Source organism: Methylocaldum sp. MU1018, assembly GCF_053646775.1.
Genome location: NZ_CM132195.1, coordinates 1,221,693 through 1,241,452 on the forward strand (window position 1 = coordinate 1,221,693; position 19,760 = coordinate 1,241,452).

Sequence of the window (19,760 nt, forward strand, 5' to 3'; positions counted from 1 at the left end):
AATAGAGACTATGTGTGGAATCGTTGGCATTTTCGACAGGTTCGGGCGGCAAGACATCGACCGCGAACTGCTCGGCCGCATGAACGAAAGCCAACATCATCGGGGACCCGATGAGGGGGGCTTGCACACCGAACCCGGCTTGGGATTCGGCCATCGGCGCCTCTCCATAATCGACCTTTCGAGCGGCCGGCAGCCGCTGTTCAATCGAGACGGTACGGTGGCCGTGACTTACAACGGCGAGATCTACAATTTCCTCGAGATTCGCCGCGATCTCGAGGCCCTGGGCTTCGCGTTCCAAACCCATTGCGATACCGAAGTCATCGTGTATGCCTGGGAAGCCTGGGGGGAGTCCTGCGTCGACCGATTTCGCGGGATGTTCGCTTTCGCCGTCTGGGACCGCCCGCGAGAAATCCTGTTCCTGGCGCGCGATCGTCTCGGCATAAAGCCGCTGTATTACGCCGATCTTCCTACCGGACAGTTTATTTTCGGCTCGGAATTGAAGGCCCTGCTGAAACATCCGGAGCTTCCGCGCGAGATCGACCCAACGGCGGTTGAAGATTATTTCGCCTACGGTTACGTGCCCGATCCCAAGAGCATTTTCTCCGGCGTTCGGAAGCTGCCTCCGGGATTCCGGCTCACGCTCAGGCGCGGCGAGCCGAAGTGTGTCCCCGAGCGCTATTGGGACGTGCCGTTCGCCGTCCAGTCCGGAATCACCGAACGGCAGGCCCGGGAAGAGCTGGTCGAACGCGTGCGCGAGGCCGTCCGCATCCGTCTCGTGGCCGACGTGCCGCTGGGAGCTTTCCTCTCGGGCGGCGTCGATTCGAGCGCCGTCGTGGCGATGATGGCCGGGCTTTCCGCCGACCCGGTCAATACCTGCTCCATTTCGTTCGGCGATCCGGCCTTCAACGAAAGCCAATACGCGCAAATGGTCGCCGAGCGCTACCGTACGCGGCACCGGGTGGAGCAAGTCGACCCGGACGATTTTTCGCTCATCGACCGGCTTGCGGATTTATACGACGAGCCTTACGCCGACAGCTCGGCCTTGCCGACTTATCGGGTCTGCGAATTGGCGCGGAAAGAAGTGACCGTCGCCTTGTCGGGAGACGGCGGGGACGAAAATCTTGCGGGTTACCGCCGTTATCGCTGGCATGCCTATGAGGAGCGCATCCGCTCGTTACTGCCCCTGGGCATCCGGCGTCCGCTTTTCGGCGCGGCCGGCCGGGTTTATCCCAAAGCCGACTGGGCGCCGAAAATCTTCAGAGCCAAATCGACTCTGGAAGCTCTGGCCAGGGATTCCGTGGAAGGCTACTTCCACAGCGTTTCGATCCTGTCCGACGACATCAGGAAGGGCCTTTTCAGCGAAACCTTCAAGCGCGGTTTACAAGGCTATAACGCCGTAAACGTTTTGCGCGGCTCTGCGGAAAAGGCTCCGACCGACCATCCGCTGTCGCTGGTTCAATATCTGGACATGAAGACTTATCTTCCCGGCGACATTCTGACCAAAGTCGACCGCGCGAGCATGGCTCATGCCCTGGAAGTTCGGGTTCCGCTGCTGGATCACAAACTGGTGGAATGGATTTCCGGATTGCCGCCGGAGTTCAAGTTGAAAGGGCGAGAGGGAAAATATCTCTTTAAAAAATCTTTGGAACCGTACCTGCCCGGCGACACCCTTTACCGCTCGAAAATGGGCTTCGCCGTGCCTTTGGCCGGCTGGTTCAGGGGGCCCTTGAAACAAACGGTGAGAGATGCCGTCATGGGCTCGCGCCTGGCTGAATCCGGGACGTTTAACATGGATTTTCTCAAGACGATGCTCGATCGACACCAGGCGGGGCTTCGCGACTACAGCGCCGGATTATGGTCGCTCCTGATGTACGATTCTTTTTTACGCCGTCATGCGTGAATGGAACAATGGCTGACAACGATGCGTATTCTTCATATTCTGGACCACTCCATACCCCTGCATAGCGGCTATACCTTTCGCACGCGCGCCATTCTGGAGCAGCAGCGGGCTTTGGGATTCGAAACCTTTCACATCACCTCGGCCAAGCACAAGGTTTCGGACGTGCTCGTCGAAGAGGTGGACGGGTTCCGCTTTTTCCGCACGCCTCAGCCCACTTGCTGGTATGGCGGTTTGCCGCTCTTCAGGCAGTTGGCGGTGGTCGACGGTCTCGCCAAACGCTTGGGCGAGGTCGTCGAAGAAGTGAGGCCCGACATTCTCCACGCGCACTCGCCGGCCTTGAACGGTCTTGCCGCACTTCGCGTCGCGCAGTGGTATTCGTTGCCGGTAGTTTATGAGTGCCGGGCTTTTTGGGAGGATGCGGCGGTCGATCACGGAACCAGCCGCGACGGAGGACTCCGATATCGGGCAACTCGCGCATTGGAAACGTATGTGTTCAAGCGCGCCAGTGCCGTAACCACGATTTGCGAAGGACTGAGGCGAGAGATCATCGGTCGCGGCATGCCGGCCGAGAAGGTTACCGTCATCCCGAACGCCGTCGACGTAACCCGCTTCCCGTTCGCTTGCCCTCCCGACGAAACCTTGCGCAAGGAGTTGGGGCTGGACGGCAAAATCGTCCTGGGCTTCATCGGTTCCTTCTATGCCTATGAGGGTTTGTCTCTGCTGTTGAGCGCGCTGCCGCGCATTCTCGAGCGCAAACCGGACGTTCGCGTGCTGCTCGTCGGCGGCGGGCCGCAGGAGTCCGGCATCAGGCAGCTTGCCGAGCAACTCGGCGTAGACCGACAAGTGATTCTGGTGGGCCGTGTGCCTCACGACAAGGTGCAGCGCTATTACGATCAGGTGGATATCTTCGTCTATCCGAGATACTCGATGCGCTTGACCGAACTGGTTACGCCGCTCAAGCCGCTCGAGGCGATGGCGCAAGGCCGATTGGTCATGGCGTCCGATGTCGGAGGCCATCGAGAGCTGATACGGGACGGGGAGACCGGATGGTTGTTCAGGTCCGGCGACAGCGAAGATCTGGCGCGGCAAGTCTTGCGAATCCTGGATCGTCCTGAAACCTGGCAGCCGGTAAAGGAAGCGGCCCGGCGTTATGTCGAAAGCGAGCGCCAGTGGAAGCAAAGCGTTGCGGCCTATCAGTCGGTGTATGGGCCGCTTTTGAAAAACCGATAAACCTAAAAACCACAGTCGAATCGCCGAAATGACCGCCATGCCGCGCCGGCCGTCGCAGGCCCTCACCCCAACCCCGCTCCCGGAGGGCGAGGGGCCAAACGCCTTCGCCCGACTTTCAAAACGCCCGCTCCCTTTGAGAGAGGGTCTTGGGAGAAGGGCGGGGGATGAGGGCTTTTCAGGTCGTTTCCGACGGCCGGATTTAGGATAAAGGCTATGGAAGAGACACGTCTTCGCATCGCCATGATCGGACCCTGGCCGCCGCCGGCGGGCGGAATGGCGGGGCAAACGGCGCAGTTGGCCCGATTGCTGCGCCAGCAGGGAATTTGGGTCGAGGAAGTTCAGGTCAACGCACCTTATCCCTCGGCCTGGATCGGGCGGATCAAGGGAGTCCGGGCACTTCTGCGCTTGTTCTTTTATGTCTTGCGCCTTCGCCGAGTGGCTTCCCGGGTCGATCTGTTTCACGTCATGGCCAATTCGGGCTGGTCGTGGCACCTGTTCGCGGCTCCGGCAATTTGGACAGGCCATTTGTGCGGCAAGCCGGTAGTGGTCAATTACCGAGGCGGACAGGCCGAGGAATTCTTCGATCGGTCATTCCGCTGGGTGCGTCCGAGCCTGGCGAGAGCGGCGAAAATCATCGTTCCTTCCGAATTCTTGCAGCGCGTGTTCGGCAAATTCGGTATTTCTTGCGAAATCATCCCGAACATCGTCGACAGGGATCGTTTTTTTCCGGGAACTCCGTCTCTTGCCCGGAAACCGGAAGATCCGATTCACATCGTGGTGGCGCGCCATTTGGAGCGCCTCTACGACAATGCCACCGCGATCAGGGCGTTTGCGCATATCAAGGATCGCTACCCTTCGGCGCGCATGACTATAGCGGGAACGGGACCCGAACTCGCCCGCCTTCGGCAACTCGCCCGGGAACTCGGCCTCGATCGTGAGGTCCGGTTCAGCGGCAATCTCGACCGGGATGAGATGGCGAATCTGTTCCGGACGGCGGACTTGATGCTGAATCCCAGCCTGGCCGATAACATGCCCAATTCCCTGTTGGAAGCGCTGGCCTGCGGCGTGCCGATCGTCAGTACGGATGTGGGGGGTATTCCATTGATAGTCAAAGACAAGGAAACCGCCTTGCTGGTGAAGCCGGAGCAACCCGGAGCAATGGCGGACGCCGCCCTGCGCATTTTGGACGATCATCGGTTTCGCCGGAGACTTGTCGAGCAGGGACTTATCCAGGCGGAACGATATAGCTGGCCGTCGATTCGCGAATTATGGACCAGCGCTTACGCGCAGCTATGCAAGTGATGCGCGGGCGCTTTCAATGCCGTTCAACCCGATCATGAAGCCGGAATGACATGCCATTAAGGGATATTTTCGTTACCGTCGTGGTATTCGGGCTGCTGCCCAAGATATTGGTTCGTCCGGATATCGGGATTCTCTTGTGGTGCTGGCTTTCCTACATGAACCCCCACAAGCTCTCGTGGCAGTTCGCGCACGATTTTCCGTTCGCGTTAATTACGGCGCTGGCCATTCTGTTCGGCCTGTTGATCTGGAGAGAGCCCAAAAAAATCCCCTGGATGCCGGTGACGATCGTACTCATGCTCTTTACCGCATGGATGTTCGTGACCACTCTGTTTGCCATGAATCCGGAGCTGGCATGGCGACAATGGGACAAGGTCTGGAAAATTCAATTGATGACCTTCGTCGTCATGATGCTGATGACGACGCGCTGGCGCATCAATGCCATGATGTGGATCATCGCTCTTTCGCTCGGTTTTTACGGCTTCAAGGGCGGGATTTTTACCGTTCTGACCGGTGGCGCCTATGCGGTGTACGGCCCTGAGGGCAGCTTCATCTACGGGAACAACGAAATCGGCCTCGCGCTGATCATGACCGTCCCCTTGCTGCGTTACCTGCAATTGATCACGCCTTATGCCTGGCTAAGGCAAGGGTTGGGATTGACGATCGTGCTTTGCCTGATTTCGATCGTGGGCACCCAATCCCGGGGAGCGCTCGTCGGTTTGGCGGCGATGGTGTTGTTTTTGATTGCCAAGAGCCGTAAAAAGGGGCTTCTGGTGATCGTCATGGCGATCGCGATCCCGTCGATCATCTCATTCATGCCGGAAAGCTGGCATGCGCGCATGTCCACGATCAAAACCTATGAGCAGGATAGCTCCGCAATGGGGCGGATCAATGCCTGGCACATGGCCGTCAATCTTGCCAAGGATCGCGTGCTCGGCGGCGGATACGAGTGTTTCAACATCCCTTTATCGTTTTTCCTCTATGCGCCGAATCCAGCCGACCGGCACGATGCCCACAGCATTTATTTTGAAATTCTCGGCGAGCACGGTTTCATCGGGCTATTCCTTTTCCTGCTCATAGCGTTTTTGGCCTGGCGCACCGCGTCGTCGGTCATTCGCGAGGCGAAGAAATCCGAAACGAACAAATGGCTGGTGGATTTGTGCTCCATGCTACAGGTGAGCCTGGTGGGTTATGCCGTTGCCGGCGCATTTCTCGGCCTGGCTTATTTCGACCTTTATTACAATGTGATTGCCATCATCGTCTTGAGCAGGCGGGTGCTCCTGGAGCAAAAAGAAACCTCCGTCAATGACGAGGAACAAGCCTCGAAGGTGCGTTCGGAAGCGCCATCCTTCGTACGCCGTTCTGCCAAGGTGAACCCGACATCGCTGACCGGCATTCGACCGGTCCGGCAAAAACGCAATCGCTCGCTGTAGCCGGGCGCCGCGATGTTACGGAATCCGTCGGCCGACACGGCCCCGATTCAGGTTCGGCCTTCGGCAAATTCGTCGTAAATACCTTCTAACAGCCTGACCGGCGCATCGGTAAATCGGGCTTCGACAACGGCTCTTCCGTTTTCGCCCAGTTGCCGCCTGAGCGAAGCATCGTCGATGAGTCGTCGGGTATGTTTTACCAACCCGTCGAGGTCGTCCCTTTCGACCAAATAACCGTTTTCTCCGTGGCCGATGATTTCCGGAATGCCGCCGACCCGAGTGGCCACGATCGGTTTTCGACACGCGCCGGCTTCGATATTGATGAGGCCAAAAGGCTCATCCCATTGCGACGGCATGACAATGATATCGGACGATTTATAGATGTTTTGAATATCGCTGCGATATCCCAGGTACCGGATTCTTTCGTTGCCCGAGATGTCTGCCAGCAGTCTGTCTTCCGCATAATCCGGATCCCGGCACTTGCCCGCTATCAGGAACCTCGCACGGGTCGATTTGAGCCGGTCGGCCATTTTGATGAATAAATCGATACCCTTTATCTTTTTAATCTGGCCGATGAAACTGACGATCATATCGTCGGCGGACAGGCCGAGTTCATCCCGTATGCCGGTTGCCCTGTCATAGCGCTCCAGTTCTACGGAGCAATATACGACTCGCTTGTCGTAGCCTCGAATCTGCGGGAACGAGTGGTCTTTGGTGTATTCGGAATTGGCGATGAGCGCACGGACATGTTTGAGAAACGGCGGCGGATCCGTGTGTACTACATGCATGTGGGCCAGTACCGGTATGCCGAGCATTTTGGCCGCGATAACCTCCGCGGGACGCCACCCGAAATAATTCATGTGGATGACATCGATTTTTTTTTGTTTGAATAGCCTGGCCGCCCCAAGAACGGACAATCCGTATTGCCCTATGCTGCCGAATTCGCGCTCCGGGCAAATGACGTATTCGATTCCCAAATCGTCGAGTTCTTCGAGCAAGGGCCCCTGTTTTTGAAACAGTAAGACCGGCCGGTATACCTCGCGATTCAGCTTTTTGATTAAAACGGACAAATACCGGCTCGCCCCGCCCCAATCTCCGGCGCTGACTGCCATGAAAGCGATAGTTTTTTTCATGTCGGGATTTCGCTAAAAGACGATGAACTTATGAACTTAAATCCGGCCGTCGGAAACGACCTGAAAAGCCCTCATCCCCGGCCCTTCTCCCAAGACTCTCTTCCAAAGGGAGCGGGCGTTTTGAAGGTCGGGCGGAGGCGTTTGGCTTCTCGCCCTCCGGGAGCGGGGTTGGGGTGAGGGCCTGCGACGGCCGGCGCGGCATGGCGGTCATTTCGGCGATTCGACGGCGGTTTTTAGGATGAATTGGAACCGATTTCCGATCCCGGCCATCAGCCATTTTCCCTTGACGTCGAGTCCCGCAGGATTGGATCGGCATTAAGCCACGCCTCTATCCGTGCGATGAGCCGCGAGGCAATCTCCGGATAAGAGGCCAATACGTTCCGCCGGCACTCGGGATCGATCTCCATATCGTAAAGCTCGTAAAGGGGGCCGCCGGCCAGGGGGCGAAGAATCAGTTTCCAGCGTCCGTCCCGGATCATGCGATCCTTTGCCTGCACGATGATTTTCCGGTATTCGGCGCGGATGCCCAAAGTACCGGTGGTTTTGTCGGGTACTTCCAACAGCTCCATCAAGTTGGGATAAGCGAGGTGGTCGTCGGGTGTGCCGGGAAGCCGGGTAAGCCAGATGCCGGTTTCGTTGAATACGGCCAGGCCGAGTTCCTTCGGATTCTCGATCGGATTCAGGCAGGGCATCAGCGATTCGCCTTCCATGTCCGGGTGAACTTTTTCCCCCGTCAGTTCGAGCAGAGTGGGGGCGATGTCGACGCTGCGGACGAGCTGGTCGATGCGGCGTCCCCGGGCCACGCCGGGACCGGCCATGATCAGCGGGACTCGGGCGCTTTCGTCGCCGATCGCCGAGTTTCCTTGACCCCAGGTGTCGTGCTCGAAAAATTCGAAGCCGTGGTCGCTATAAACGACGATGATCGTGTCGTCGAGCAGGCTGCACGCTTGCAGATGATCGACGATCTTTTCCACTTCGTGATCGAAGGCCCGGACGCAGCCGTCGTAAAGATCGATGATCTGATCGAGGTGAAAGGCTTCTTTGGGATCGGCCTGGCGGTCGATGATGTCCCACGGATCGGTGAGCCGGGCCATGACGAATTTGGATTCGCCCTCGTAGGCGGGATTCGAGTAAAGGGTGTAATAGGGATACTCGCAGCCGAAGGGAGGGTGCGTCGCAGCGATGAATACATTCAAGAAGAAGGGCCGGTCGCCTTGTGCGAGCCGGTTCAGCATCCGGCGCGCATCGCGCCCGACCTGGTGATTCAGGGGAACGCCGGCGAGGTAATAGATTTCCGGTAGAAATCGCTTCCCGAACCGGTTGTGGCAAAAAAGCGACAGGAACAGCCGCAGCTCTTTCGGCCCCTGGCGCAGCAGAAATTTCAGATTCCATTGATCCTCGGGAACTTCCGTCTCATCGAAGCCGTAGGGAAACTTGCCCAGGTCGGCGCCGCACCAGTCGGATACCGCCGCCGTTCGGTAGCCGGATTGCCGGAGAAGTTCGGGCAGGCACGGCACGGTCAGCCGCGTTTCCTCGTCCGAGACGAAGTTGTCCCGAATGCCGTGAGTGTGCGGCCAACAGCCGGTCAACAGCGAAGTAAGGCTCGGCGCGGTGCGGGCGCAGGGTACGTAACACGAAGAGAACGAGGTTCCGCGCTCGGCGAGGCGATCGATGAAGGGCGTCAAATTCCGGTGATGGCCGAGGAGCCCCAAGCGATCCGCGCGCAGCGTGTCCGATCCGATCATCAGAATGTTTGGCTGGCCATGATGCCGGCGGCGCTGCGCCGGAGCCGGCTCGGGCAGCGACATCGCCATTTGCGCGATAAACGCCAGCAGAGCCCCGAGCAGCGTGAGCGCGAGCGCATCGGCAGTACGTCCATCGGCCAGCAATCGCCAGTCGGCGATTCCGAGCAAGCCGAATACGCCGCCGAAAAGCGCCAGGCGGGCCAGGCGGATTCGGGACGCGCTGAGGGCGCGCCACACGCGGGCAAGCTTTCGATAGCTGTAGTTGAAGGAGGCGATCAAGGTGGCCGGAGAATGCCAGAGAAGGTGAAGAAAGCGCGCCGTCGCGGACACGGCGACACCGGCGCCCGCTGCGATATAGCTTCCGGTGGCACCGGGTTCCGTGCCCAGAGCGGCGCAACCCGCAAGATAAAGCAGATGTCCCGAGAATCCCAAGTAAAAGGCGATGAGCCAGACCCAAAAAGCGAGGCGCCCGAGGCTGTAGGCGAAATATCCGCGAAAATGGGCCAGAACCTCGTCCCGAATCTGGGGGCCGGTCCGGTCCAGATGTATCAGGGAGACGCCCGTCAGCAACAGCGCAACCGCCGCGGCCACCACGAGACTTGCGAAGGCGCCGTTTTGCAGGGCATGGACGAAGTCGGCGGATAGATTCATAGATAGGGTTAAACCTAAATCCGGCCGTCGGAAACGACCCGAAAAATCCTAAACCCTCTCCCAAAGGGAGAAGGTGTTTTGAAGGTCGGGAGAAGGGCGTTTGGCCCCTCGCCCTCCGGGAGCGGGGTTGGATTGAAGGCATGCGGCGGCTGACGTGGCATGGCGGTCATTTCGGCGATTCGACGGCGGTTTTTAGGTTGAAGAATTCCCGGCGCTGAACGGCCGCGGGTCAGCGATCGGCCGGGCTGATGCGGTCGGAACCCACGCGATCACCCTAAGCGGGTAAATGCTTCGTCGGAAAGACGTTTCACGCCGGCTTTATTGAACATTCTGCATCGAGAGCCATTGCTCCAGCATCACCAAAACCCAAATCATGACGCCGTAGTACGAGGGGTACTCCCGATGCCCGGCCAACAGGCTTTCGATGAATGCCGGTCTCACGTAGCCGCGCGCCGAAAGGCGGGACAGGCAGTCGCGGCTCATGTCCATCAAGGGTTTGTATTCGTTCATCCAGATTCCGAAAGGAAGGCCGAAGCCGTGCTTGCTTTTCTTCAGGATATCCTGCGGCAGAAAATCCTTCAGCGCTTCTTTGAAAAGATAGCGCAGCTTGAAGCCGTTAAGTTTCAGGGAGGACGGCACGCCGGTACTGAAGGCCACGAGATCGTCGTCGAGCATGGGATAGCGGGGCTCGACCCCGGCCAGTTCGCACATCCGGTTGACTTTGCGCAGGTCGTTGTCCGCCAGCGTCAATTTCCAGTCCATGAACAACATTCGGTTGAGCGACGTGTCGGCCTCGGCGCGCCAGTACACCTCCTCGGCATTCATCGAAGGCTCTCGGGTGTCGATGCCGGACAGAAAATCATCCATGAAAATATCGGCCAACGGAAAGCGATTGAGGAAATTATAGGTTTCAAACCGACCCGGCAAGGGTATTTGAGCCTGACGAATGTAGCTTTGCGCCTTGGCAATCGGCTTGATTTTGTCGCCCGAAGGAAAACCGAACACGAACGGTTCGATGACCGAGCGGCGAAGAGGGGCGGGCAGAGCGTGATAAAACTCGAAGATTTTCTGTTTCGCATATCGGACATTGCCGCCGAATAGCTCATCGCCGCCGTCTCCGGCCAGCAACGTATCGATTCCGTCGGCCTTGGCCTTTTGCGCGCAAAAAAAAGCGGCCACCGCAGAGGCATTGCCGAAAGGTTCGTCGTAGGCTTGCGCGATTTGCGGAATGGCTTCCGTTACGTCCTGCGGCGTCAGGTAATATTCGTGGGCGCGAAGCGAAAAGTGCTTTGCGGCGATACGGGCGAACTCGGTTTCGTCGAACCCTTCGGCGCCAAAGCCGATGCTGTAGGTATCGACGGGTTCGCCGGCAATCTGGCGGTAAAGCCCGGAAATCGTGGAGCTGTCCGTTCCTCCGCTCAAAAAGGCGCCGGTTTTCGACGTATCCAGCGAAGAGGAAACGGCAGCGGTCAGTTTCTCGCGAAACTCCGCGGACAGTCGTTGTATGGGAATTTTGTTTTCCGAGAATGCCGGTTTCCAATAAAATACTTTTTCGATGCTCCGATTTTCGAGTATTACGCATTGGCCGGGCAGCAATTTCTCTTGCCCGGCGAAGATGCAGCGCGGGCTCGGCACCATGTGGAAGTACAGATAGTCGAAAATGGCCTGGTTGTCCAAGCGGCTGTCCGCATCGGGATGTAGCGTGACGCAACGGGCATCGGAGCCGAAAATCAGTTGTCCGTCGCGAAAGCTATAGTACAGGGGGGATATTCCCATACGATCGATGGCGATCAGGCCGTTTCCCTTTTCGACGTCGACGACGGCCAGGGAAAACGAACCGGTCAAGCGTTGTAAAAGTTCGGGGCCGTATTTCGCGTAGGCCTCGCAGAGCGCATGGGCGTGACCGCGGCGCTCGGCGGCCTGGCTCAACTCGTTCGAGTTCCAGCGCGGGCGGCCATGATATGCCGCGACGATCGATCCGTTCGCGTGCGATCCGATTTGCGCCGGCAAACCGACCGCCGCGAAACCGCCGGCCGCATGAACGGTTTTTTGGGAGTCGTGAGCAGGGTTGATGAACAATCGACGGCTCATCCGTTCGACTACCGTCTCCATGTCCGGGGAGGAAGGACGGTGATTGATCCAACCGCAAATGCCGCTCATAGTATTCTCGCAGAGACTGATTGAAACTGGCGCCAAGTATAGAGGATAAGCGCCTGTTAAATTAATAGCGCAGGAAGCCGGAATTCATGGCGCGTCGATTTGAATCGGACGGCGAATCGGCAATTCCGGCCGAAGCGATTATGCTTTTCCGAATGGATTTTCAATAAACCGGTTGGGGTTCTCGAATCGAGCGAGTGCAGACAAGAATGGATGAATTCTGGATTAAGGTCAGAAAAACACTGAAGTTTCATGGCGACAAATGGATTCGGAGGGGGCGCGGCTACTGGTGGGATTTGGCGAAACCCGCCATCGAAAAGCCGATATTCATCGTCGGTTGCAGCCGAGCGGGAACGACGCTCGTCTATAAAACCTTTTCGGAATGTCGCGCCCTGGGAAGCCTGCAGCGGGAAACCCACGATTTTTGGGCCGGCTTGCATCCGCCTTCGGAAAGAAACTGGGATACCCATGCGATCGCTCCCGAAAACGCCACGCCGCAAGAACGGAATTTCATAGCGCGCTTTTTCTTCGCCCATACGGGAAAACGGCGTTTCGTCGACAAGAACAATCAGAACGGTCTTTCCATTCCCTACCTGAAAGGGCTTTTTCCGGACGCCTGTTTCATCTACGTGAAACGTCATCCGGGGGACAATATTCACTCCCTCATGGAAGGCTGGGCGCGCTCCGACGAGTTCGCCACATGGTCGGATGCGCTGCCGGCAAAGGTATCGGTGGACGGCGGGAACTATTCGAGGTGGTGCTTTTTTCTGGCCGAAGGCTGGCGCGGACTCGCCGAATCGAGCCTGGAGGAAGTCTGCGCTTTTCAATACCGGACGATGAACGAGGCCATCCTGGACGCAAAGGCGGAAATTCCTTCCGGGCAATGGATCGAGATCGTTTATGAAGAACTGCTCAACGATCCGGTCGCCGGTTTCGCGGCGGCTTTCGAGCGCGCGGAGTTGCCGTTCGATGCGCACATGGCGCGGCATTGCGCCGGGGTATTGGCCAGACCGTACAACGCGTTTTCGGAAATCCGTGCCGAGAAATGGCGCGACAAGGGCAACCGCGATCGCATCGAGACCGTCCTGCCCGGCGTGGCCGAAGTCGCCGCCCGAATGGGCTATCGTCTGTGATAGCGGCGGCAGTCCTCCTCTGGCTGGTTGTCGGAGGCGGCGCGTTTCTGTTTTTTTACCGGTCGGAGCTGGCGGCGCTGTGGCGCGAGCCGGTGCTCCGAAATCCGGTCCTGATCGTCGAGAGCGACGACTGGGGGCCGGCGCCGGCTTTTCACGCCGAAAGGCTTCGCCGCTTGATCGAAATTCTCGGGAAGAGAAAAGATCGGCGGAACCGCCATCCGGTCATGACGCTCGGCGTCATCCTGGCGATACCGGACGGGCCCCGGATCCGCGAGGACCATTTCCGCGGTTATCGCCGCCTTCTGCTCTCCGAGCCTCGGTTCGGAGACGTCCTGGCATCCATGAACGAGGGCGTCGGAAAGGGCGTGTTCGCCTTGCAGTTGCACGGGATGGAACATTATTGGCCGGGCGCTTTGATGGCGGCGGCTTCCGACCCCGCCGTCCGAGACTGGCTTGCGGGCGATGCGCCGCACCGGACGGAAGCGCTGCCGTCGCCCTTGCAGAGCCGCTGGACCGACGCGAGCGTTCAGCCCTCCGCGGATTTGCCGGGACACGAAATAGCCGCGGCCGCCGGGGAAGAGGTGGAGACATTCGCGGAAATCTTCGGCGAAGCGCCCCGGGTCGTGGTTCCGCCGACGTTCGTATGGACCCGATCCGTCGAGGACGCCTGGGCAAAAGCCGGTGTAAAAATCGTCGTGACGCCCGGTACTCGCTACACCGGGCGAGGAATCGGCGGTAAGCTCGTCGGGACCGGGCGGCGCCTGTCGAACGGTCAGCGAAGTCCGTCCGGAGCGATCTACATGGTGCGCGACGTTTATTTCGAGCCCGCCAAAGGACATACCGCCGAGCGCGCGCTGAACGATTTGGAGCAGAAGGTTTTCGAGGGGCGCCCGGCATTGCTCGAGACCCATCGATTCAACTTCACCGACGACGAATTCGCCGAGCGGTCCTTCGCGGAGTTCGAAAAATTGCTGGATTCGGCCTTGCGGCGCCATCCCTCGATCATTTTCATGTCGACCGAAGAACTGGCCGCGGGTTTCGAGCATCGCGACGCCGATTGGCTGGAAAACCGGCTGCCGCGTCGATTGATGGTCTATCTGCGACGCTTGCGCGAAATACCGAAATTGACCAAACTTGCCTGGTTGTCCGGAATGGCGTTACCGGCCACGCTCTTCATGCTCGGTTATAATTGCCTGACGACTCCGGAACAAAAACAAGAAACCCCTATCTGACTCACCCCGTGGCCCTAGTCAAGTTCTCGGTCATCATCCCCGTTTTCAACGGCGCCAAGACGCTGGCGAGGGCGATCCATTCGGTGCTGGCGCAAAGTCATCCGGCATTCGAAATCATCGTCGTGAACGACGGCTCCACCGACGCCAGCCGGGAAATCGCACAAAGTTTCGGTGACAGGGTGCGGTATTGCTATCAGCAAAATGCCGGAGTTTCCGCGGCCAGAAACGCCGGAGCGAAAATGGCGCGGGGCGATTGGCTCGCTTTCCTCGATGCCGACGATTATTACTACGAACACCGCCTGCGCGCCCACGCCGAGTTCATCGACGCCGATCCCGATCTCGATTTTCTGACCGGCGATTTCGATTACCGAAGCGCGGACGGCGGCGTAATACGGCGCTCCATGGACAGCACGCCCTTGGGACGGATCCTGTTGCGACACGCCGATGGCAGCCGGCGAGCGGCGATGGGCGAGGATCGTTTCGGCGAGTTCGTCGCCCGGCATTTCGGCGACACTCATACCCTGAGCGTTCCGCGCGCCGCGTTCGAGGCGCTGGGCGGCTATTCGACGCGATTCGCCGTTTGCGAAGACGTCCATTTCCTGATTCGGCTGTGCGCCCGCAGCCGCCGGGCGGGCGTCGTTTGCGAACCGCTCGCCGCCTACGTCATCCACGAGGCCAGCGCCACCCGCTCCGACCCGTTGCGCGCTCAGCAGCAGACGCTCGAAGCCTTGCGCCATCTCGAAACGGAACTGACGTCCGTCGGCGCGACACTGCGCCAAGGACTTGCCGAGGCACTGAGACTGGCCCGCCTGGATTTGGCTTCCGTACTCCTGCGCCGGCGGCGCTGGATGGCGGCGCTGCGAGCCGTGCTGCCCCTGCTGGCGGAACGGCCGGGCTGGCAGTCCGTCCGCGACGTGCTTTCCGTGATTCGGGGCTGATCCGGCATGAGCAGGCGGATTTTGGTGATCACCGAGCTGTTTTTGCCGACCAAAGGCGGCACCGCCGTATGGTTCGACGAAGTTTATCGGCGCATCGGGGGCAAGGAGATCCATATCGTGACCGCCGATGTTCCGGGCGCCGCCGATCACGATGCAGAGCATCCGAACTCGGTTCACCGCATCGAGCTCCGCCGCCATTGGTGGCTGCGGCCGGAATCGCTCGCCATGTACGGCAAATTTCTGGCGCAGTGCTTGTTATTGGCCGCGCGCCATCGTTTCGACCGGGTCGATGCCGGGCGGGTTTTGCCGGAAGGATTGATCGGCTGGCTGATTGCCCGGCTGATCCGCCGTCCCTTGGTGGTCTATGCTCACGGCGAAGAAATCACCACCTGGCGCCAGCCGGCCAAATTTCGCGCGATGTGTTTCGTTTATCGGCACGCCGACCGGATCATCGCCAACAGCGAGTTTACCCGGCAGGAACTCGTCAAGCTGGGCGTGAATCCGGAAAAAATCAGCCTCATCTACCCCGGCGTGGACACGGACCGCTTCCGCCCCGGCTTGGACACCTCGGAACTGGGAGAACGAATCGGGCTGAAGCCGGAACAGCGGCTGATTCTTTCGGTCGGCCGATTGAGCCGGCGCAAGGGCTTCGATCAGGTCATCCGATCTTTGCCGACACTGATTCGAAAAGGCTTCGACGTCAAATACGCGATCATCGGGATCGGCGAAGACCGGGACTATCTCGCGGATCTGGCTGCCGAACATCGGGTGTCGGACCGGATTTTCTTCCTGGGGCACGTGCCCGCCGAAGATTTGCCGCGCTGGTACAACCTGGCCGAAGTGTTCGCCATGCCGAATCGGGAGATCAACGGCGATACCGAAGGGTTCGGCATGGTTTTCCTGGAGGCGGCGGCCTGCGGCAAACCGGCGATTGCCGGCACCGAAGGCGGCACCGGCTCCGCGGTGCTGCACGAGGCCACGGGGCTTAGGACCGACGGCAAGAGCGTCGAAGCCGTACACACGGCTTTGGCCCGCGTTTTTCAAGACGCGGAACTCCGCACGGCGCTGGGACGCAATGCCTATTTAAGGGCCAAGTCCGAATTTGGCTGGGAAAGTATTTCATCACGAACGATAGCGGTCAGTTGAGGCGCAGGTTATGAGGAAATCCGGAATACGTTCTAGGGGGGTAGGTTTTAAGAAAGCTCTGAACGAGCCATCTCCCTTTGGGAAGGGACGTCCTGGCGCTCCAATCGCAAACGGCCTGGCCGGGAGCGCCGGCCAGACAATGTCTCCGAATCGGAGATTCAATCGGAGCCTCCTTAATGCTCCGATTATTCTTTTTGCCGTCTGGAGCGGCTCCGCCGGCGCCGACGACTACGGCATAACGGCAAGCGAACTTCAACAGATGCCGGGATACTGCCGCGCCTTATCCGAGGGGCATTATGCCGAAGATGCAAAAAGGCTCCGTAATCTTAGCTTATCTGCCAAGGGCTTCACATCGATCCATCACTTTTGCCAGGGACTGAAATTCCTGCTGAGAGCCGATAGAGCCAAGGATGCGCAGTCAAAAGGATTCAATTTGCAGAGCGCGATCGGAAACTTCGATTATGTGCTAGACGCAAATGAACGGATGCCGGCAACAAGTCCCCGATTAAAAGCCTATCGCGCACAGGCGCACTTCTATAAGGCGGAAGCCCTCAAGCGTGCGAACCGTTCTGCCGAAATGGCCGCCGAATATATAAGGGCAATTCAGCTAAAGCCGGATTATGCTCACGCTTATGCTCAACTATTCGATTTTTATTTAAAAGTCGGGGATCGCGAGGAAGCGGAAAAAACTCTCGAAGCCGGGCTCAAACATGCGCCAAATTCAAGTGCTTTGCTTAAACGTCGGGAAAAGCTGAAATAAATTCACGAGATATTTGATGGAACCAGCTAAAAAAAATCTCTTTCAATACCGCGAATTGATATTGGCGCTGGCCTGGAAGAATATTTCCGTGCGCTATAAACAAGCCTATCTCGGGCTGGCCTGGGCCGTTCTAAAACCGACCGTGCTCGTGGTTATCTTTTCGCTGGTGAGAGGACTGGTCGGCATTCCCAGCGACGGACTGCCCTATGCGGTCATGGCCTTCGCCGCATTGCTGCCCTGGATCTTCTTTCAGGAATCGGCTTCGGAAGGCGTCGGCAGCGTAACGTCGAACGCCGCCTTGATCAAAAAAATCTATTTTCCGCGGGAAGTGTTCCCCCTGACCGCCATGGTCACGAAACTGGTGGAACTGGCCATCAGTTTTCTCATCCTGGCGGCGCTCATGGCGTATTACAAAATCGTGCCGAATCTACAGGCGTTGTGGGTGCCCGTGATCATTCTTTACACGATGGTCGTCGCATTGACGATCAGTTTTTTCGGGGCTGCTCTGAACGTCTATTACCGGGATATTTCCCAAGCCTTGCCGGTCGCCTTGCAACTTGCGATGTATGCTTCACCGGTGATTTACCCTCTCAGCGTGGTCAGGGACAAGCTCCTGGTTAACCAGGCGGCCGGGGAGTGGAGCGAACGATTGTACTTGCTGTATACGGCCAACCCTCTGGTCGGAATCATCGACAGTTTCCAGCGGACTCTGCTCAAAGGATTGCCGCCCGATTTCGATGCCATGATTCCCGGATTGCTGCTGACGTTCGCGATACTTCCCTTCAGCTATCTCTATTTCAAGAGAGCCGAAGATTATTTCGCCGACGTCATCTGATCGTTTTTCCCATTAAATCAATAAAATTGCGTGGAATATGTCGATTATCGAGGTCGATCACGTTACTAAAGAATACCAGTTGGGCCACCTGGCCAACCTCAAGGAAACTCTGCTGAACGCCGGCAAACGCCTGACCGGTAAAACGGCGCAGTCGCAGGAGAAATTCAAGGCTCTGAACGATGCCACGTTTTCCATCAAATCGGGGGAAGTGGTCGGTATCATCGGCCATAACGGGGCCGGCAAGAGTACGCTTCTCAAGCTGCTCGCGAACATTTCAAAGCCCAGTCGGGGACGAGTATCCGTAAAGGGATCGGTAGCGCCCTTGATCGAGGTCGGCGCGGGAATCAATCCCGAATTGACGGGCCGGGAGAACATCTTTTTGAACAGCGCCATCCTCGGCATACCTAAGCGCGAGACGGTCAAAAAATTCGACGAGATCGTAGCTTTTGCCGAGCTCGAACAATTCATCGACACTCCCGTGAAGCGCTACAGCTCCGGCATGCAGGTCAAGCTAGGATTCTCGATCGCCACCAATATGGATGCGGAAATCCTCATTATCGACGAGGTGCTGGCGGTAGGGGATCTTGCTTTCCAGCGGAAATGCTTTGACAGAATGGAGACACTGATCAAGAAACAGAGTAAGACCGTGTTGCTGGTCAGCCATAACTTGCGCCAGATCGCACGGATGTGTTCGAGAGCGATCATGCTCAATCAAGGCCGAATCGAACTCGATGGAAATCCGAACGAAGTCTGCAATGCATTCTACGAATTCAACAACCAGAAAATTCTCGCCGAACACGAACACCGGGGTGCAAAAAACATCCATGCAAATGATGTCTTGCGCCTGGAAAAGGTAGAGATTCTGGATAAAACCGGAACGGCGACCGAGCGCATCCATACCGGAGATCCGCTGACCGTCCGAATTGTCTTCGACGTCAAGAGGAAGATCGAGAAACCGGAGGTTGTCGTCGGCACCCATACTACCGACTTCATCTATCTTACGGCCAATTCGACGGACGCTTTGTCGGAATGGCCGGATTTCGAACCCGGAACTTATGATATATCGTGCAAATGGCAGAATTTTCCGTTAAGGAACGGTGTTTATTGCATCAGATTAGTGATTTTCGACCAGTTCCGCGGACCGATTTTTTCAGAGGAGGGAATCAAATATTTCCAGGTCGTCTCGCCGGAGGAAGCGAAAAATCCCCCTTTAAGATTGCTCGACATCGATTCCTCGTGGAGGATTAATGGAAAAGAAATTACAAGCGACTCTAGGCAAGCGACTTTCGCCTGAAGAGGCGGGCAACGACGAGTCTTCGCTACCCGTAAATGCCGAATTAAGAAATCAGGAATCCTCCAAGGAATTTAACCTTTACGGATCGTTTTGGGTTTACCTGAACGATCGGCAAAGGATTATTTTTTCATTGTTGTGGTCCTTGCCGCACGATATCAGACGGATTGCGGTGCGACAGTTGTTTCCGAAGCAGTACTGGAGAGTCCTTGGAAAAAGACGGGAACTGGAAAATTCCTTTATCCATCCGGAGAAGGGATACACATATGGAATAAAAGAGTTTCACGCGAAGAAGTGCATCTTTGTTCATATACCGAAGTGCGCGGGCATTGCGATCGCTCATAGCTTGTTCGGATCCGCGGTTCCTCATTCCACGATCACCGATTATCAAATCATGTTCGGATCGGAAATATTTAACCGTTATTTCAAATTCACCATCGTCAGAAATCCGTGGAGCAGGTTGGTGTCCGCATTCAATTTCATTAAAGCCGGCGGATTCGATTCCTACGACGCCATGTGGTCGCGGAAGCATATGGCGCAATTTCATTCGTTCGACGAATTCGTTAAATATCTGGACGTTCACAGGGATTATTTGCGATGGCCTCACTTTTTTCCTCAGTACCGGTGGCTGGTCACGCCGACCGGCAAGGTTCCGTTGGATTACATCGGAAGGCTCGAGAATATCAACGAAGCCATCGAGACAATATCCTCCGAACTGAAACTGGGCGAAGTGGGATTGAAGAAAATGAATAGTTCTGTTTCGCCCGAAAAGAAGCATTACTCTGAGTACTATACCGAGAATACCAAGAAAATCGTCCATGAATTATATAAGAAAGACATCAGGCTATTAGGTTATCAGTTCGAGTCATAGTCCAGAGTG

At 57.4% G+C, this 19,760-nt stretch carries 16 protein-coding genes; 12 read left to right on the forward strand and 4 right to left on the reverse strand.

From position 1 onward, the window contains the following. Positions 1-10 precede the first annotated feature (10 nt). The 4 genes from ACWJKU_RS05730 (at position 11) to ACWJKU_RS05745 (ending at position 5,862) form a co-directional block, all read left to right on the forward strand. Positions 11-1,900, forward strand: coding sequence for an XrtA/PEP-CTERM system amidotransferase (locus ACWJKU_RS05730; RefSeq protein ID WP_454146642.1), 1,890 nt, complete (start codon positions 11-13; stop codon positions 1,898-1,900). A 21-nt stretch (positions 1,901-1,921) separates the two neighbouring features. Continuing rightward, a complete protein-coding gene (locus ACWJKU_RS05735) occupies positions 1,922-3,130 on the forward strand; it encodes a TIGR04063 family PEP-CTERM/XrtA system glycosyltransferase (protein WP_454146644.1) in 1,209 nt (402 codons plus the stop codon). A gap of 213 nt (positions 3,131-3,343) precedes the next feature. Next, positions 3,344-4,432 carry a glycosyltransferase family 4 protein gene (locus ACWJKU_RS05740; RefSeq protein WP_454146646.1) on the forward strand — a complete coding sequence of 363 codons (1,089 nt, stop codon included), beginning with the start codon at positions 3,344-3,346 and terminating at the stop codon, positions 4,430-4,432. Between the two features lie 50 nt (positions 4,433-4,482). Further along, positions 4,483-5,862 carry a putative O-glycosylation ligase, exosortase A system-associated gene (locus ACWJKU_RS05745; RefSeq protein WP_454146648.1) on the forward strand — a complete coding sequence of 460 codons (1,380 nt, stop codon included), beginning with the start codon at positions 4,483-4,485 and terminating at the stop codon, positions 5,860-5,862. 47 nt (positions 5,863-5,909) lie between these two features. Here ACWJKU_RS05745 and ACWJKU_RS05750 read toward each other — a convergent pair whose 3' ends face one another. The 3 genes from ACWJKU_RS05750 to ACWJKU_RS05760 all read right to left on the reverse strand — a co-directional run bounded on the left by ACWJKU_RS05750 (position 5,910) and on the right by ACWJKU_RS05760 (position 11,548). After that, the gene (locus ACWJKU_RS05750) at positions 5,910-6,992 is read right to left on the reverse strand and encodes a glycosyltransferase family 4 protein (protein WP_454146650.1); all 1,083 of its coding nucleotides are present in this window, start codon (positions 6,990-6,992) and stop codon (positions 5,910-5,912) included. Positions 6,993-7,261: 269 nt separating this feature from the next. Continuing rightward, positions 7,262-9,388 (reverse strand): sulfatase family protein, encoded by a 2,127-nt coding sequence (locus ACWJKU_RS05755; RefSeq protein ID WP_454146652.1) that lies wholly within the window; start codon positions 9,386-9,388, stop codon positions 7,262-7,264. A 318-nt stretch (positions 9,389-9,706) separates the two neighbouring features. Beyond that, positions 9,707-11,548 (reverse strand): asparagine synthetase B family protein, encoded by a 1,842-nt coding sequence (locus ACWJKU_RS05760; RefSeq protein WP_454146654.1) that lies wholly within the window; start codon positions 11,546-11,548, stop codon positions 9,707-9,709. Positions 11,549-11,742: 194 nt separating this feature from the next. Here ACWJKU_RS05760 and ACWJKU_RS05765 point away from each other — a divergent pair, with 194 nt between their 5' ends. From ACWJKU_RS05765 to ACWJKU_RS05790, 6 genes are read left to right on the forward strand one after another with little or no spacing between them, the layout of a single operon-like run. Further along, a complete protein-coding gene (locus ACWJKU_RS05765) occupies positions 11,743-12,678 on the forward strand; it encodes a sulfotransferase family protein (RefSeq protein WP_454146656.1) in 936 nt (311 codons plus the stop codon). After that, positions 12,675-13,910 (forward strand): hypothetical protein, encoded by a 1,236-nt coding sequence (locus tag ACWJKU_RS05770; RefSeq protein ID WP_454146658.1) that lies wholly within the window; start codon positions 12,675-12,677, stop codon positions 13,908-13,910. Before ACWJKU_RS05765 ends, ACWJKU_RS05770 begins: the two co-directional genes overlap by 4 nt. A gap of 8 nt (positions 13,911-13,918) precedes the next feature. Further along, entirely contained in the window at positions 13,919-14,848 is a 930-nt protein-coding gene (locus tag ACWJKU_RS05775; protein ID WP_454146660.1) for a glycosyltransferase, read from the forward strand. 6 nt (positions 14,849-14,854) lie between these two features. Then, a complete protein-coding gene (locus tag ACWJKU_RS05780) occupies positions 14,855-15,994 on the forward strand; it encodes a glycosyltransferase family 4 protein (protein WP_454146662.1) in 1,140 nt (379 codons plus the stop codon). Positions 15,995-16,004: 10 nt separating this feature from the next. Further along, entirely contained in the window at positions 16,005-16,754 is a 750-nt protein-coding gene (locus ACWJKU_RS05785) for a tetratricopeptide repeat protein (RefSeq protein WP_454146664.1), read from the forward strand. A gap of 16 nt (positions 16,755-16,770) precedes the next feature. After that, the gene (locus ACWJKU_RS05790) at positions 16,771-17,589 is read left to right on the forward strand and encodes an ABC transporter permease (RefSeq protein WP_454146666.1); all 819 of its coding nucleotides are present in this window, start codon (positions 16,771-16,773) and stop codon (positions 17,587-17,589) included. On the opposite strand, the gene ACWJKU_RS05795 is transcribed toward ACWJKU_RS05790, so the two are convergent. Next, the gene (locus tag ACWJKU_RS05795) at positions 17,582-17,818 is read right to left on the reverse strand and encodes a hypothetical protein (protein WP_454148210.1); all 237 of its coding nucleotides are present in this window, start codon (positions 17,816-17,818) and stop codon (positions 17,582-17,584) included. The two genes, ACWJKU_RS05790 and ACWJKU_RS05795, sit on opposite strands and share 8 nt — an antisense overlap. On the opposite strand from ACWJKU_RS05795, the gene ACWJKU_RS05800 reads away from it, so the two are divergent. Together ACWJKU_RS05800 and ACWJKU_RS05805 are read left to right on the forward strand one after the other, a co-directional pair. Beyond that, positions 17,798-18,883, forward strand: a complete 1,086-nt coding sequence (locus ACWJKU_RS05800; RefSeq protein WP_454148050.1) for an ABC transporter ATP-binding protein — start codon at positions 17,798-17,800, stop codon at positions 18,881-18,883. The genes ACWJKU_RS05795 and ACWJKU_RS05800 overlap by 21 nt on opposite strands. Further along, entirely contained in the window at positions 18,837-19,751 is a 915-nt protein-coding gene (locus ACWJKU_RS05805; protein WP_454146668.1) for a sulfotransferase family 2 domain-containing protein, read from the forward strand. Before ACWJKU_RS05800 ends, ACWJKU_RS05805 begins: the two co-directional genes overlap by 47 nt. Positions 19,752-19,760: the final 9 nt, after the last annotated feature.